The organism is Patescibacteria group bacterium (assembly GCA_041660565.1).
GTDB lineage: Bacteria > Patescibacteriota > UBA1384 > CAJBMM01 > CAJBMM01 > JBAZWC01.
In genome coordinates this window covers 223,574-238,093 of sequence record JBAZWC010000001.1, presented here as the reverse complement: position 1 = coordinate 238,093, position 14,520 = coordinate 223,574, and the positions used below count along the sequence as shown (strand labels likewise).

Below are 14,520 nucleotides of genomic sequence, written 5' to 3'. Positions count from 1 at the left end.
ATGAAATACGACTTTCCGCAACTTGATCATAAATGGCAAAAGATATGGGCTGACTCCAAGCAATTTAACGCCCCAACTTCGTCTAAAAGTAAAAAATATGTATTAGATATGTTTCCGTATCCTTCCGGAGACGGCATGCATATTGGGCACGTGCGAATTTATACCGCGTCAGATGTGTTGTCAAAATATTTAATGATGAATGGTCACTCGGTGCTGCATCCAACCGGATGGGACGCATTTGGCCTGCCCGCTGAAAATTACGCAATCAAGCACTCGGTTCATCCAACCGTTTCAACCTCAAAAAACATCTCTAATATCAAGCGTCAAATGTCCGAGTTAGGTTTTGGCTATAACTGGGACCGTGAAATCAATACCACCAACCCGGAATATTACAAATGGACTCAGTGGATATTTATCCAACTGTATAAGGCGGGTTTGGCTTATGAAGCCGATGTTCCAATTAATTGGTGCCCCAAAGACAAAACCGGTTTGGCAAACGAAGAGGTGATTAACGGCAAATGCGAGCGTTGCGGCACTTTGGTTGAAAAACGCAATATGCGCCAGTGGATGCTAAAAATTACTGCCTATGCTGATCGATTATTAGCAGATTTAGATCAATTAGATTGGCCGGAACATATCATAACAATGCAGCGAAACTGGATTGGCAAATCTAACGGCGCTACAATCAAATTTAGACTCGAAAAATCTAATCAGATGGCCGAAGTATTCACCACCCGTCTAGACACCTTGTTTGGTGCCACCTACGTCGTTCTTGCCCCAGAACACCCTCTGGTTGGCTCAGTAGTCAGCCCAGACCAGCGCGCTGAGGTTGAGCGGTACATTAAGGATACAGCCGAAATAAGTGAGTTTGAGCGCATTGCAGTGGATAAGCCCAAAACCGGCGTTTTTAGCGGTACTTACGCTATAAATCCGGTTAACGATGCCAAAATTCCAATATGGATTGCCAACTATGTTTTGCCACATTACGGCACCGGCGCCATTATGGCCGTGCCGGCACACGACGAACGGGACTATGCATTTGCTCAGAAACATCAACTACCAATTATCTCGGTAATAAAATCAAAAGATAGTGAAGGACAATTGCCATACGTTGGCGACGGTGTATTAGAAAATTCAGGCGAGTTCAATGGTCTAACTGTTAACGATGCAACTAAGAAAATTGTGGCGAAATTGAGCCAAAATCATCTAGCCGAACTAAAAACTCAATACAAATTAAGAGACTGGGTATTTTCACGCCAGCGATACTGGGGCGAACCCATTCCCATTATTCACTGTGATAAATGTGGCGCGGTACCGGTGCCAGATGCAGACCTGCCGGTAAAATTACCTGAGGTTGAAAAGTACGAACCAACCGGTACCGGTGAATCACCGCTAGCTGCAATTTCTGATTGGGTAAATGTAAAATGCCCCAAGTGTGGCGGGGCAGCTAAGCGCGAAACTAACACCATGCCACAGTGGGCCGGTTCGTGTTGGTATTATTTGCGATTTATCGACCCTCAAAATAAAGCTGAGTTTGCTAGCCAAGCGTTATTAAAAGAATGGTTGCCTGTTGACTGTTATTTGGGCGGCGCCGAACATGCGGTTTTACACTTGCTTTACGCGCGATTCTGGCATAAGTTTTTGTTTGACCAAAAGTTGGTGCCCACATCTGAACCATTTCAACGGTTGGAATCAGTTGGAATAGTTTTGGCAAACGCCTACAAAGATTCCGCCGGACGATACGTTCATATTTCGGATGTGGTAGTAGATGGTGAAATGGCATTCCATAAATCGACCAGTGAAGTATTAACGGTTGAAGTTGAAAAAATGAGCAAATCCAAAGGGAATGTAGTTAGCCCGGACGATGTAATTACCAAGTTTGGCGCAGACGCGCTAAGAGTTTACATGATGTTTATTGGCAGCTGGAACGAAATGTGCTCGTTTGATATTCAAGGCCTCCAAGGGTCATCGCGGTTCTTGTATAAAGCAGCATCCCTGTCGGAACTCCTAGAAGACAAGGGTTCAGAGCAAATTGATTTGATTACCGCTAAGTCCGTTATTAAAGTTACAAGCGATATTGAAAAAATGCAGTTCAACACCGCCATTTCTCAACTAATGATATTTGCCAACCATTTATCTACCCTAAAAACCATCAACGTCACCCAATATGAATATTTATTACAGCTACTCGCGCCATTCGCGCCGCATTTGGTCGAAGAGTTATGGCAAAAAATCGGACACGATACATCAATATTTAATACCAGTTGGCCAAAAATTGATCCAAAACTAGCAATTGATGAAAATGTCACCATTGTAGTGCAAGTTAATGGCAAAGTAAGATCAAAGATTATCATACCTATTCATACTTCTGAAACAGAAGTTGTTACGGCGGCAAAACAAGATAGTAAAATTTCGCCGTTGCTAAACCAAGGAATATTAAAAGTGATTTATGTTCCGGATAAACTGGTAAATATTGTTACCAAATAATTTTACGGCGAAACTACCAGTAGTATAAGATATGTAATTACGAACGGCACAAAACCACCCCAAATTCCTTGCCAGACCGTGTGTCTTTTGCGCCGTACTCGTGCCCAGATTATGAGTGGGATTAATAACATAAGCCAAAAAGCCTGTCCGGATATCACTAATCCCAATATAGAGATAATTCCGGAGTATGCAGCAATATGAATACTGATTTTCCAGAAAATAGTTATAGATAAAATGACGATGGTATTAACGAAAAACACAAACGCTGAAATAATTATCAATTTTGGAGCATCAATATACTGGTATATAATCACCAGTAAAGCGGAACACAGTACTATCATTAACATTGGCAACAAGCGGTTGTCTTTGTTTTGAATATGCAAATCTGAAATGAACTTTCTGCCCTGGATTCTAACAATATATAATCCTGGTAATGCTACATCAAATAGGTACCATAACTCAATATAAAAAATTGACGACATATTTTGGCCGTTCACAAATAAGATCAATATTATTGGCGCAAACATGTTAATTAAGTACGGACTAAAAACAATCGATATTATTTTTGCCAAATTATCGAAAATTTTAGCATTCATACCTTGATTATTGCAACAAAAAATAATAATACAATCTTTGTTCTAATTTTTTGTCATACAAAGTAAGACATTTGTTCAAAGATCTATGCCTCCAAGCACTCCTAAGGCTAAAGTCGTTGTATCTTACTTATTCAAAAATTAAATAGTTCTTTGCCCCGTTTTCAATATCTGCCGGGTCCCAATCATGAATAGCGTTTATCAGTACATCAAAAGTGTACCGATAGTCTTCACCGTATTTTGTCCCTGGGTCGTTGGTGATAAAACCGGTTTGGTCAAATCCGGTTAACACCAGCATATGATAGATAGGCCCCGGGGCGGTGAAGTGTGGATTGTGTAACTCTCTGCCAGCTGCCGGTAAAATTACAACGTGATTTTGTGTCAACTCATTTTTCAAATCTGCCGCAGTTGCGTCTTCTTTGACTTTGGTATTAGTTATCCCATAGTGCTTGGCCACGTCTGCTAGTTGAGAAATGGTAATACTTTTCTCAAGCCCAACCGATTCTTCATACTTTATCATACTTTGTATTTCGTCTTCTGCGGCATTTGCGCTGGATATTTTTGTTTTATCTAAATAATGTAGCACCATAATTAAACTAGCTTCTTCACAAGCATCCTCGTGAAGTGCATCCCAAACCAACAATGGCGCCTGACTAATAAACGGCACATCTAATTTGATCGAGCTGACTTTACTTGGGGTTGCGGTTGGAGTGGATGCCGAGGTTGGGGTTGGAGTCGGAGTTGACGTAGTGGATGGAGTAACACTTGCAGACGGAATAACTGTTGGAGTTGCAGTTGCAACCGGCGCAGTTGGCGTTTTTCTAGAATTTAGGTAATACAAAGCACCCAAAACTATCCCAGCTACGGCAATAACAATTACAAGTATTTTTTTCATACTTTAATTTTATCACATATATAGATACTTAAAACGCCGCGAGTAGAATCCTCGCGGCGAATTGGACGTAACGACTAGGTGCCCAGAACACGCAACCCCTCCTGGATAAAGCACAATACCCGCGTTTCTGACAGCTCCGGGCCTCCCGGACAGGCAAACAGCTGATGGTGCGCGGAGACAGAGACACCGCCGAACTCCATGGCAAGCTCTCTGACCTCACCTATCGCGGTCGGTAATACAAGCCCGTCGAATATGGTGACACCCCACCGTGGATATAGCTCCCGAACAGCCTGTATCAGTAAACGTAGGTTTACTTTGTTTCCGAGCCACCCGGGCTTTATCACTAGCTGGTCAACATAACCATCGGTCGCATATTCAGACAGACGTTCTATCAACGGGCCGTAGTCGGGCTCATCGCTGTCGTACCCATTGTCTAACAGCTGATTACAGCCAAGTGACAGCACCACCCGTAAGCCATTGCTGCGCGTCGCGTGAACCGCAGTACCTAGCAAACCCGGGTCAGGAAGTTCAGGTATGTCGAGTTGCAAATGACTGAGGTTGAACCCTGCAACCGCGTACGTACCGGTAACGACTGCCATCAGGTCGGTAGGCGCCCCGGTTTGATCGTACCAGTGCATGCACACGTCAACATCGGACCAACACAAGCACTGGTTGCAGACGGCATGGGTGATCTGCTCGTCTCGCTGGACACCAACCAAGTTAGGTTTTGCCACTATTCCAAGCCTCAGAATAATCTCCGAACCAATTGGTCGTGCGTTGTGATAATGCTCCACAACGCAGTGCGCCTCTTCGACGGACGAAATCCCAACCACTTCGATGTATTGTCGCACTCATTTCTCCCTTGAGACGTAGCCGTGAAATGCTGATGATATTATATATGATTATTATACTCTTGTCTATATTTTTTGAGTTACTATTGTAATAATAGAATATTTTGTGTTATAATATCGGTATTATGGTAAAACAATCATTAGAACATTATCACATCAACCAGTTTACTCGCTTGCCAAAGGGTGAGAGTGCGGCTGATCAGATTGAGATCAACCAATTAATTGGTTCGAAATTGGTTGGATTGGATTTAATTGGCCCAATTGGTGTCAACCTCGAGTGGACGAATAATTATCCAGTGCTCGATCTTTCATTAGCAACAACGACAAGTTATCAAACTGTTTGTATCAAATGTCAAAAAGAGATTGAACAAAAAATTGACTCATCGGATCAATATGAATATAGCCGCAATAACGATGACCTAAATTATCAAATTCATAGCGATGATACTATTAACCTAACACAAGCTATCATTGATACAACCGCCTTGGATCTGACTGAATATCCAGTATGTAAAACAGATTGCCGCGGACTTTGCCCCGAATGCGGCATAGACCTAAATAGCAACCCAAATCACACTCACAAAACTAGCTAAAATAACCAAAATCATGTAATATAGAAGAAAAGGAATAACACCATGGCAATGCCAAAAAAACGAATGTCGCACATGCGCTCAGGCACCAGACGCAGCCAGCTAAGTGCAACTCTGCCTACAGTAATGTTTTGCCCAAACTGTCACGCGCCTAGACAATCTCATGCTGTTTGCGAAAATTGTGGTCAATATCGCGGCAAACAGGTAGTAGCGAAAGTTGAAGCCACCCCGGCCGCCACTGAAACCGCACCTAAAACAGATAAATAAATTACCTTAAGGGGCTTGAAATGAATCGACATTTATCCCGAACCATCGTAATGCAATCTGTATACGAATGGGATTTTCGTCGCGACCAAGATATTGAACAAGTCGCTTTAAGAAACATCAGCCAATTTGATGCTATTACCGACAAAGAATATATTGTACCAATGGTTAATGGGATTGTGGCAAATATCGAGAAGATTGATGATTTGATCCAAAAATCCGCTCCAGACTGGCCACTTGACCAGGTTGCGGTTATCGACAAAACCATTTTGCGCCTTGCGACATACGAACTAATAATCGATCGTTCGGTGCCGGCAAAAGTGGTTATTAACGAAGCGGTTGAATTGGCAAAATCGTTCGGGTCCGATAATTCAAGCAAATTTATTAATGGAGTACTTGGCACATTATATCGCTCAAGCGACATTCCAAAAGAACCGGAAGTTGAAGAAATTCTTAAAACTATTGACTCCGAAGTTGAGCCAGATCCACTACCAATAACCGCCCACGTTATGCCCGATGATGAAATAAGGTAATATCATGCTCCCAGAACGTAATTTTGATGCCCTAGAAACTCAAATTGGTTACACTTTTAGTGACCGCAATTTATTGCAGCGTGTTTTTATTCACCGCTCAGCATTAAATGAAAATAGACAGTTGGGTTTGGAGAACAACGAGCGGCTTGAATTTTTGGGTGATGCCGTTTTGGAATTAGTGGTTACCGAATATTTATATTTAAAATATAACAAACCGGAAGGCGAACTAACCAACTGGCGTTCGGCGCTGGTTCGTGGTCAGCACTTAGCCGAAATTTCCGAAAATATCGGTTTTGGCGATTTGATGTATTTAAGCCATGGTGAGGCAAAAAGCGGTGGAAAAGCCAAACAACTAATTTTAGCTAACGCTTTTGAGGCTTTAATTGGGGCGATGTTCTTAGATGGGGGGTACGAACCGATCAAACAGTTTATTGCCAAATTCGTCTTAGTGCATTTAGATACAATTTTACAAAGCGGCCAGCACATTGATCCTAAAAGTCAGCTGCAAGAAATCACCCAAGAAAAACACGGCATTACGCCAAACTATAAGGTGCTAGACGAACAAGGGCCAGACCATCAAAAAATATTTACAGTTGGTGTATACCTAAACGATAAACAAATTGGTACCGGCCAGGGGAACTCTAAACAGTTAGCTCAAATCCAAGCAGCTGTTGCCGGTATTGAGTACCTCAATTCCGAAAACTCGAAGCACTAATTTCGAAATTCGAAACAAATTATAAATCCGAAATTTAAAAATTAAAAATTGTGATTTGAGATTTTGGTGCTTGTTTCGTGCTCCGTATTTCGAGTTTCGTGCTTACTCCGTTACCAAGTTTTGGTGGTTGGAACAATGTTGGCAAATGTAAAATCTAGCAGTATCTTCAGCTGGTCATATGACGCAGTATTACTGTCTATGGTTGTACCGTCCACAATGGCAATGATGGTGTATCCGTCTTGTTTTGCCGCTACTACCAGCACGTGACCGGCACCCCCAACACTGATATTTGACCCGGTACCGGTTTTGCCCCCAATAATGCGATTGTCATCATTTTGAATAAATCGATTCGAGTTTAATAAAATGCGAGCGTTCTTCCCACTGGTATTATAAAGAGTATAGTTCTTTGTGGTCATAATTTTTGACAAAGCCGGATATTTCATGGCATAGCTAAGCAGTTTGGCAATGTCAAACGGGGAAGCGTAGGTGCCGGTTGTGGCTGACTCATCTAATCCGGCCGGGTCGTTAGCATGAAACGTGGTTAGGCCAAGACTTTTGCCCCGCACATTCATCATCTCGACAAAACGCTCTTCGGTACCCCCAACGTATTCAGCCAACGCCCAGGCGCAATCGTTGCCCGAATTTAATAATAACCCATAAAGCGCGTTTTCAACCGTAATTTTTTCACCCGCTTTAAGCCCGGCAGTTGACCCCGGTTGAGACGCGGCAAGAGGCGAAACCGTTATTACTTCCTCCATTTTCTTGTTTTCGATGGTCAAAACCGCGGTCATAATTTTGATAGTACTGGCGGTTGGTCTTTTAGTGTACCCGTTTTTTTCAACCAGCACGGTGGCAGTTGACGGCTCATACACCAAATAACTCTGGGCTAAAATTGATAAGGTATCTAGTTTACCCAGAGTCGGAATAATTGCCGGTGTAGAGATTATAGGGGGATTAATATGAATAACCGGCGTTTTGATAATCATACGTTGATCAAAATGCGATGAAACCGCCGGGCTAATAAAGGCGGTTATGAATACGGATATTACAAGCAAGAGTTTGTGCATCATTTCAATAATAGTTTAATTTGATTATTGTTTAACTTAATATAATGCCCCACGTCAATTTTAAGGTCGGATAACTGAAGCCCGCCAATCGATACGCGCGAAAGCTCAACCACATTCAATCCGATTTTTTGACACATTCGGCGAATTTGTCGGTTTTTCCCCTCAAATAACGTCATCTCAAACAAGATGTGGTCATCATTCAGCTCTTCTCTTAGCTTAATTTTTGCCGGCAGGGTAGGATATCCATCTAAAACAATGCCGGTAGATAGCTTCTTTAAGTTTAGCTTGAGTTGCGACCGATTATAGTTTGGCGGAATATGACATTTAACCAAATACGTTTTCTGAATATGCTGTGCCGGACTAGTCAGTTTGTTGGTCAAATCTCCATCATTGGTCAGTAATAGCAGGCCGGTGCTATCTTTATCTAGCCGGCCAACCGGAAAGACGCGTGCGGTTTTTGGCACCAAATCTATCACTAATTTGGCGTTGTGAGCATCTAATGCGCTACAAACGTAATCCAGCGGTTTATTTAAGGCATAAACCACCAATTCTTGATCTAATTTTAGCTCAGCCCAAACATTTGGCGCAGTCAAATACTCAATCTTATCGCTACCAACATTAACATCCACAAAATCTTCGGATATTACACCGTTAACTCGAACTTTGCCAGATTGAATAAGCTCGTCTGCCTTGCGTCGCGAACATAAACCAGATGAGGCGATGTATCGATTTAGTCTCATAATATATATTTAACAATTTGAGTGTATTTTAGCACACTTTACTTGTTATTGCGAGATCGGATCAGTTCTAATTGCAATTGAATGTAGCCCAAACCCATTACCACCAAGCCACCAATGATTTTCTCCGATGGCAAATTGTACACAACCTCGGAATTGCCAACGTTTACTCCCCATTGGATAATTCCGTAGGTTAAAATGAACGCACCAACGACGATAAACGCCATGGCCACATCCAAAAAGTTCTTTTCCCGTGGGTGTCGATAAAACATATTTTTCTCCTTTACTTTATGGTAAAGGATAAGATTTTCTTATGCAATAGATAAATTTAAGCCGCCTTACCCGAACCGGGCAAGGCGGCAGTGTGTTGATCACGCTTGAGGGTAGAACAGGTCGAAAGCTGCGGTCAGATAGCCTTCGACACGGCCCATATCCAGCTCGTCGGTGTCCGGATTGCGCAGACGCCCCTCGGCATCGATGCTCAGCGTTGGACAGGCTTCGATCAGCGGCGCGATGGACAGCAGTGTCTCGGCGCACAGCCCACCGGCAACTCCGATGCCTAGGTTGGGGAATGCGTGGTTCAACCCCTCGACAACCGGTCGCAGGCGGTCCACATTCATCGGGACGCCGCAACCACCACTCGGGTCAAGCAATACCCGATTAATGCTGGAGCCGTACTGCCCAACACGGGCAACAATGCATTTAACGTCATAGAACGGGATGGCGCCACCATGCGTCGCCTCGAACTCGAGTAACGCGTTCGCGCCAATCTGCAACAGCAGATCCGTTTCCGGCCGCCTCCGGTGCAGCTCCGTGAGCAAGTACTCCGGCGGCCAGCACATATTCAGCTGGATACCGGACAGCCTTTCGCCGCACATCCAATGTGCCAACTCGACTTCCTCTACCAGCCGATCCGTGTCAGAGATGTTCAGATGCAACCGCATTTCAGCAGCATGACAGCCCAGGGCAAACAACCTCTTCAGTGTGTCGCATCGTGGATACCGCATTGGCCAGTGGTTTGCCAGACCCCGCAATGTCTTTGAGCTGGCTAACACGCCAATTACGAGTCTTTGATCGATCAAGCTCGATGTAGCACATGCGCGAACCGCCCGAGCCTTTACAAACTCAGCGGCGACCTTGAAAAGCTGATCGATCGTTTTTGTACCGGTGACGCAGATTTCGCGATGCGGCCTAACCGTTTCCATCATCTCCTCCCGGGAGTTAAGTTGTGGTGGTGCTATGACTAGTCCAAATTATACCAGAAAACGGCAATTTTACAATAATTTCTAACCAATTTACCAAAATCACTCCAATTAATCCAATTGGAATCGGGGTAATTATTGTGCTATGCTTATCCTATAATTAGGAGATGAATTATGGACTACGACTCTCTTGCCCAAAAACACGATTCCAGCAATATGCTGGCGCGAATCGATGAATTTCTACCGGAGTTTAAAAAAGCGGCACAAATTGGTTATGGTTTTGAGCCAACTAAAGAATTTATGAACGCCAAAAGGGTGATTGGCCTAGGTATGGGCGGGTCTGGAATGGGATATACAATTCTTTCGACTTTAGCCAAAACCGATGGCAAGGTGCCGGTTGAGGTAGTATCTGACTATCATTTACCTCCATACGTTAACGCAACCGATGCGGTGTGTGTGACCAGCTTCTCCGGTAATACCGAAGAAACGCTGTCGGCGGCAGAGGAAGCGCGCGCACTTGGTTGCCCAATGGTTTGCATTACCACCGGTGGCAAACTGGCAGAATGGGCAAAACAATACCATATTTCACTGTTGCAATTTACGTATCCGGTAGCTCCCCGAGTAGGTCTGCCATACACGCTTGGTATCGCGTATGGGGTAATGCTCAAGGCGCATTTTTTGCCTGATTCAGATAATCCAAAGACATTAATTGATGGCGCCGTAACCGAGGTGCTAGCCCATTGGCCGGTAGAAAAAATGAAAGCCGAAACAGCAGAATTTGCCCAAAAGCTAGTTGATAAAATGGTTTTTGTGGTTGGTAGCGGATTTTCGTTTGCCGTTGGCACGCGTTGGAAAGGCCAGCTTAACGAAAATGCCAAAATTGTGGCATTTATTGAACCAATGCCAGAGATGTGCCACAACATGTATTTGGGATATAAATTGCCATTGGATATTGTCAAATCTTCGGCTGTCATCTTTTTAGATTCCCATTTTGATCATCCCCAAAATCGCAAGCGCGTTAAATTGGTCGGCGATGAGTTTAGCGCCGCCGGTGCTTTGGTGTTAAACCCGACATTCGATCAAATCAATTCAAAATTAGGGCTAATGTTGGCGCAGATTATTTTTGGTGATTATGTAAGCTATTATTTGGCGTTATTAAACGGCGAAGATCCGGTGGAAATGGACCGAATCGAGAATTTAAAGAAAAAATTGATATAAGGTTTTTAGGAGGGGAATTTGGCAGAACCGGTTAAAGAGCAATTTCAACATTTGCCGCTATTACTAATCATTTTAGACGGATGGGGAATCGCGCCGTCTTGGGGTGGAAATGCGATTGCCATGGCCAAAACTCCGGTGATGAACGATCTGTGGCGTACTATGCCTCACACTCAGCTCAAAGCGTCCGAGCAGGCCGTTGGTTTGCCTCGTGGGGTAATGGGAAATTCCGAAGTCGGCCACTTAAATATCGGCGCCGGAAAGGTAGTGAAACAATTTTTACCGCTAATTGATGATGAAATTAAAAATCGTCACTTTTTTTCTAACCCAGTTTTAGTTGATGGCATCGTAAAAGCCATTAAAGCAAAGAAAACCATCCATCTGGTGGGAATTTTATCTGATGGAGGAGTACACGGTCACATCAATCATTTATTTGCCCTAATCGAGCTATGTAAGATATTAAAAGCGGAAAAAGTAGCAATTCATGCGCTAACAGACGGGCGTGACACCGAGCCAACTAGCGCAATTCAGTTTGTTAGACATTTGGAGCAATTTCTTAAAAGTAACCACAGTAATGCCCATTTAGCCACCATAAGTGGGCGATATTACGCCATGGACCGAGACAATAGATGGGAACGTACCGAGAAAGCGTATCAAGCCATGGTGTTTGGGCAAGGCAAGATGGTTGATGATCCGGTGGACGCCATTTCGAAAAGCTACAAAGAAGGTATCATCGACGAATTTATCGAACCAATGGTGGTACGAGATAAAAAAGAAAATCTGACCAAAATGTCTGACGGAGATTTAGTGATTTGCTATAACTTTCGCTCAGACCGAATGAGACAAATAGTTAAAGCGTTTTGCCAGAAAGATGCCGCGTTTAAAAAAGAATCGAGCATTCCCAAACTAAATATCATCACTTTTACCTCATATCAAACCGGCTTACCGGTATCTGTTGCGTTTAATCCCGAACCAGTGGATAAATCACTGGCTGAATGTGTTGCAGAGGCTGGATTACATCAGTTTCACGTTGCAGAAACCGAAAAGTACGCTCACGTGACTTATTTCTTTAACGGTGGCGCGGAGTCGCCGGTCGCTTCGGAAAATCGATTATTAATCCCGTCACCTAAGGTTGCAACCTACAACAAGTCGCCAGAAATGTCTGCTAAACCTATCACTAAAGCAATTCTTGAGCAATTAAACGCCAATAAATACAATTTTTATGTTATTAACTTTGCCAATGCCGATATGGTAGGCCACACGGGCGATATTCGTGCCACCATTACTGCAGTAGAAACCATAGACAAATGCATAGACCAAATTTGGAAAGCGGTACAAAAAGTGAATGGAACGATGGTAGTAACCGCTGATCATGGAAACGCAGAGGAGATGGTGAATCCAGAATCTGGTCTGCCAGATACCGAGCATACCAACAATCCGGTACCGCTTATTGTTGCCACAAAGGATCACGAATTGGCCAAAATACAGCTTGTTGAAGGTGGATGTTTGGGTAATGTAGCCCCAACTGTGTTACAAATTATCGGAATCATTAAACCAAAAACAATGGTACTTAATAGTTTAATTTCGCAAAGTTCCGAAAGTTAGTCGGTTTAGTCATTTTCATTGGTTTGATATATAATAATTATATGCCAAACAATCCAAAAACAGCCCAATCAGTTGTATTGCTAATTTTAGATGGATGGGGGATTAGTCCTAGTTGGGGCGGCAACGCCATCACTATGAACAACCCCGACATTATGAATTTGTATTGGCGCACATATCCTCATACAATTTTGCAAGCATTCAAAAAGGTGGTCGGACCAAGTGGAAAAGTAGGGAACTCCGAGATCGGGCACTCTAGTATCGGCACCGGTAGAGTGGTGTTTCAAGATATGACTCGCATTGGAAATTCTATCAATGACGGATCGTTTATGAACAATCCAACGTTGTTAAAAATTAATGAGCAAATCAAAAAATATGATTCAGCGCTACATATCTACGGCTTGCTATCAGATGGTGGCGTGCACTCACACATCGATCACGCTCTTGCGTTAGCCGATTTCGCCAAAAAGAATAACATCACTAAAACTTATTTTCATATCACTCTTGATGGTCGTGACAGCGGCACCACCTCGGCATTTAATTTTATTAGCCAATTAGAGAACAAATTAAAGACTAATAATCTGGGTAAAATTGCCTCGATTGTCGGTCGGTTTTATTCGCTAGACAGAGACAACCATTGGTCCAGAACAGCCGTAGCGTATAAAGCGATGGTAGATGGAATTGGTGAAAGATTTCCAACAGCTGAGCAAGCGATATCAACTATGTATCGCAAAGGGTTTGAGGATGAATTTTTCCCATCATGCGTAATTACTGATAATAACCAGATTTACACGGTCCACGATAACGATGCTGTTGTTTGTTTTAACTTCCGCGCCGACAGGTCTAGACAATTGGCCAAGGTATTTCTGGGTGAACAAAAATTGGGATTATTTTTTAAACCACCCAAAAATATCTTTTACGCCGGAATTACCAGCTATCGTTTGCCAGTTCCAATGCCGGTACTTTTTGAGCCAATCCAAATTCAAAACACCCTTGGTAAACTTATTTCTGAGGCCGGATTCAAGCAATTCCACATTGCCGAAAGTGAGAAATATGCTCACGTTACCTTCTTTTTTAACGGTGGCCGCGAAGAACCGTATCCGGGTGAAGACCGCATTATTGTGCCATCGCCAGATGTGGTTACTTATAATCAGGCGCCGGAAATGTCGGCGGAGCCAATGACCAACAAGTTACTGGCAAATATGAAAGAGCAAAAGTATCAATTTATTGTGGCAAATTACGCCAATGTAGATATGGTCGGCCATACCGGTGACATCACCGCCACCTCGGTTGCCGTTCAAGTGATTGATAAACAGGTAAAACGGGTAATTGAGCTGGCCTTAAATCAAAATAATGTAGTGTTAATTACCGCTGATCATGGTCATGCAGAACAAATGATCGGTCTCCATCGAGATCAAAAAACTGAAACTATGCACACAGTTAATCCGGTGCCGTTTATTATGATTAGCCGAGATCACACTTTATCTGCTCCCGCTACAACCCCGGATCAACAAAATATTTTAGCTGATATTATGCAATCCGAGCACACGCTGGCAGACGTTGCTCCAACGGTTCTGGAGCTTCTAGGCCTACCCAAACCGGCCGATATGACCGGAAATAGTTTATTACCCGAACTCACAAAAAGTTAAATTGGGTTTTACGACCTACGTAGGGGAGGACTCACATGTCCTCCCGTAGCCTTGCGCGAAGGAGGATGTCCTCCCGTTAGCATGAACCGTTAGGATACAGTTATCGTCCCGTTCATCTCA

At 43.4% G+C, this 14,520-nt stretch carries 15 protein-coding genes; 8 read left to right on the top strand and 7 right to left on the bottom strand.

The window, feature by feature from the left end; all coding sequences use genetic code 11:
* The gene (leuS, locus tag WC773_01155) at positions 1–2,487 is read left to right on the top strand and encodes a leucine--tRNA ligase (GenBank protein ID MFA6082010.1); all 2,487 of its coding nucleotides are present in this window, start codon (positions 1–3) and stop codon (positions 2,485–2,487) included.
* Between the two features lie 2 nt (positions 2,488–2,489).
* Here leuS and WC773_01150 read toward each other — a convergent pair whose 3' ends face one another.
* From WC773_01150 to WC773_01140, 3 genes are all read right to left on the bottom strand, one after another.
* Complete coding sequence (locus WC773_01150) at positions 2,490–3,083, bottom strand: hypothetical protein (protein MFA6082009.1); 594 nt, start codon at positions 3,081–3,083, stop codon at positions 2,490–2,492.
* A 127-nt stretch (positions 3,084–3,210) separates the two neighbouring features.
* Positions 3,211–3,975: a C39 family peptidase gene (locus WC773_01145; GenBank protein ID MFA6082008.1), complete on the bottom strand. Its 765-nt coding sequence runs from the start codon at positions 3,973–3,975 to the stop codon at positions 3,211–3,213.
* A 74-nt stretch (positions 3,976–4,049) separates the two neighbouring features.
* Positions 4,050–4,826: a hypothetical protein gene (locus WC773_01140; GenBank protein ID MFA6082007.1), complete on the bottom strand. Its 777-nt coding sequence runs from the start codon at positions 4,824–4,826 to the stop codon at positions 4,050–4,052.
* A gap of 125 nt (positions 4,827–4,951) precedes the next feature.
* Here WC773_01140 and WC773_01135 point away from each other — a divergent pair, with 125 nt between their 5' ends.
* From WC773_01135 to rnc, 4 genes are read left to right on the top strand one after another with little or no spacing between them, the layout of a single operon-like run.
* Complete coding sequence (locus tag WC773_01135; protein ID MFA6082006.1) at positions 4,952–5,419, top strand: DUF177 domain-containing protein; 468 nt, start codon at positions 4,952–4,954, stop codon at positions 5,417–5,419.
* Between the two features lie 42 nt (positions 5,420–5,461).
* Entirely contained in the window at positions 5,462–5,683 is a 222-nt protein-coding gene (rpmF, locus tag WC773_01130) for a 50S ribosomal protein L32 (protein MFA6082005.1), read from the top strand.
* A 20-nt stretch (positions 5,684–5,703) separates the two neighbouring features.
* Positions 5,704–6,213: a transcription antitermination factor NusB gene (gene nusB, locus WC773_01125; GenBank protein MFA6082004.1), complete on the top strand. Its 510-nt coding sequence runs from the start codon at positions 5,704–5,706 to the stop codon at positions 6,211–6,213.
* Positions 6,214–6,217: 4 nt separating this feature from the next.
* Positions 6,218–6,928: a ribonuclease III gene (gene rnc / locus WC773_01120; protein ID MFA6082003.1), complete on the top strand. Its 711-nt coding sequence runs from the start codon at positions 6,218–6,220 to the stop codon at positions 6,926–6,928.
* Between the two features lie 110 nt (positions 6,929–7,038).
* On the opposite strand, the gene WC773_01115 is transcribed toward rnc, so the two are convergent.
* From WC773_01115 to WC773_01100, 4 genes are all read right to left on the bottom strand, one after another.
* Positions 7,039–7,998 carry a serine hydrolase gene (locus WC773_01115; GenBank protein MFA6082002.1) on the bottom strand — a complete coding sequence of 320 codons (960 nt, stop codon included), beginning with the start codon at positions 7,996–7,998 and terminating at the stop codon, positions 7,039–7,041.
* Positions 7,995–8,735, bottom strand: coding sequence for a pseudouridine synthase (locus WC773_01110; GenBank protein ID MFA6082001.1), 741 nt, complete (start codon positions 8,733–8,735; stop codon positions 7,995–7,997). Before WC773_01110 ends, WC773_01115 begins: the two co-directional genes overlap by 4 nt.
* 38 nt (positions 8,736–8,773) lie before the next feature.
* Positions 8,774–9,004, bottom strand: a complete 231-nt coding sequence (locus tag WC773_01105) for a hypothetical protein (protein MFA6082000.1) — start codon at positions 9,002–9,004, stop codon at positions 8,774–8,776.
* 99 nt (positions 9,005–9,103) lie between these two features.
* A complete protein-coding gene (locus WC773_01100; GenBank protein MFA6081999.1) occupies positions 9,104–9,940 on the bottom strand; it encodes a hypothetical protein in 837 nt (278 codons plus the stop codon).
* Positions 9,941–10,108: 168 nt separating this feature from the next.
* Here WC773_01100 and WC773_01095 point away from each other — a divergent pair, with 168 nt between their 5' ends.
* From WC773_01095 to gpmI (WC773_01085), 3 genes are read left to right on the top strand one after another with little or no spacing between them, the layout of a single operon-like run.
* On the top strand, positions 10,109–11,152 hold the full coding sequence (locus tag WC773_01095; GenBank protein ID MFA6081998.1) for an SIS domain-containing protein: 1,044 nt from the start codon (positions 10,109–10,111) through the stop codon (positions 11,150–11,152).
* A gap of 18 nt (positions 11,153–11,170) precedes the next feature.
* Positions 11,171–12,754 carry a 2,3-bisphosphoglycerate-independent phosphoglycerate mutase gene (gene gpmI, locus WC773_01090; GenBank protein ID MFA6081997.1) on the top strand — a complete coding sequence of 528 codons (1,584 nt, stop codon included), beginning with the start codon at positions 11,171–11,173 and terminating at the stop codon, positions 12,752–12,754.
* Between the two features lie 41 nt (positions 12,755–12,795).
* Positions 12,796–14,400: a 2,3-bisphosphoglycerate-independent phosphoglycerate mutase gene (gene gpmI / locus WC773_01085; protein MFA6081996.1), complete on the top strand. Its 1,605-nt coding sequence runs from the start codon at positions 12,796–12,798 to the stop codon at positions 14,398–14,400.
* Positions 14,401–14,520 lie beyond the last annotated feature (120 nt).

What these genes read in the sequence shown, in the direction of transcription:
- leuS (MFA6082010.1), top strand. Translation starts at nt 1, where the DNA reads ATGAAATACGACTTTCCGCAACTTGATCATAAATGGCAAAAGATATGG.
- WC773_01150 (MFA6082009.1), bottom strand. Translation starts at nt 3,083, where the DNA reads ATGAATGCTAAAATTTTCGATAATTTGGCAAAAATAATATCGATTGTT.
- WC773_01145 (MFA6082008.1), bottom strand. Translation starts at nt 3,975, where the DNA reads ATGAAAAAAATACTTGTAATTGTTATTGCCGTAGCTGGGATAGTTTTG.
- WC773_01135 (MFA6082006.1), top strand. Translation starts at nt 4,952, where the DNA reads ATGGTAAAACAATCATTAGAACATTATCACATCAACCAGTTTACTCGC.
- rpmF (MFA6082005.1), top strand. Translation starts at nt 5,462, where the DNA reads ATGGCAATGCCAAAAAAACGAATGTCGCACATGCGCTCAGGCACCAGA.
- nusB (MFA6082004.1), top strand. Translation starts at nt 5,704, where the DNA reads ATGAATCGACATTTATCCCGAACCATCGTAATGCAATCTGTATACGAA.
- rnc (MFA6082003.1), top strand. Translation starts at nt 6,218, where the DNA reads ATGCTCCCAGAACGTAATTTTGATGCCCTAGAAACTCAAATTGGTTAC.
- WC773_01115 (MFA6082002.1), bottom strand. Translation starts at nt 7,998, where the DNA reads ATGATGCACAAACTCTTGCTTGTAATATCCGTATTCATAACCGCCTTT.
- WC773_01110 (MFA6082001.1), bottom strand. Translation starts at nt 8,735, where the DNA reads ATGAGACTAAATCGATACATCGCCTCATCTGGTTTATGTTCGCGACGC.
- WC773_01105 (MFA6082000.1), bottom strand. Translation starts at nt 9,004, where the DNA reads ATGTTTTATCGACACCCACGGGAAAAGAACTTTTTGGATGTGGCCATG.
- WC773_01100 (MFA6081999.1), bottom strand. Translation starts at nt 9,940, where the DNA reads ATGATGGAAACGGTTAGGCCGCATCGCGAAATCTGCGTCACCGGTACA.
- WC773_01095 (MFA6081998.1), top strand. Translation starts at nt 10,109, where the DNA reads ATGGACTACGACTCTCTTGCCCAAAAACACGATTCCAGCAATATGCTG.
- gpmI (MFA6081996.1), top strand. Translation starts at nt 12,796, where the DNA reads ATGCCAAACAATCCAAAAACAGCCCAATCAGTTGTATTGCTAATTTTA.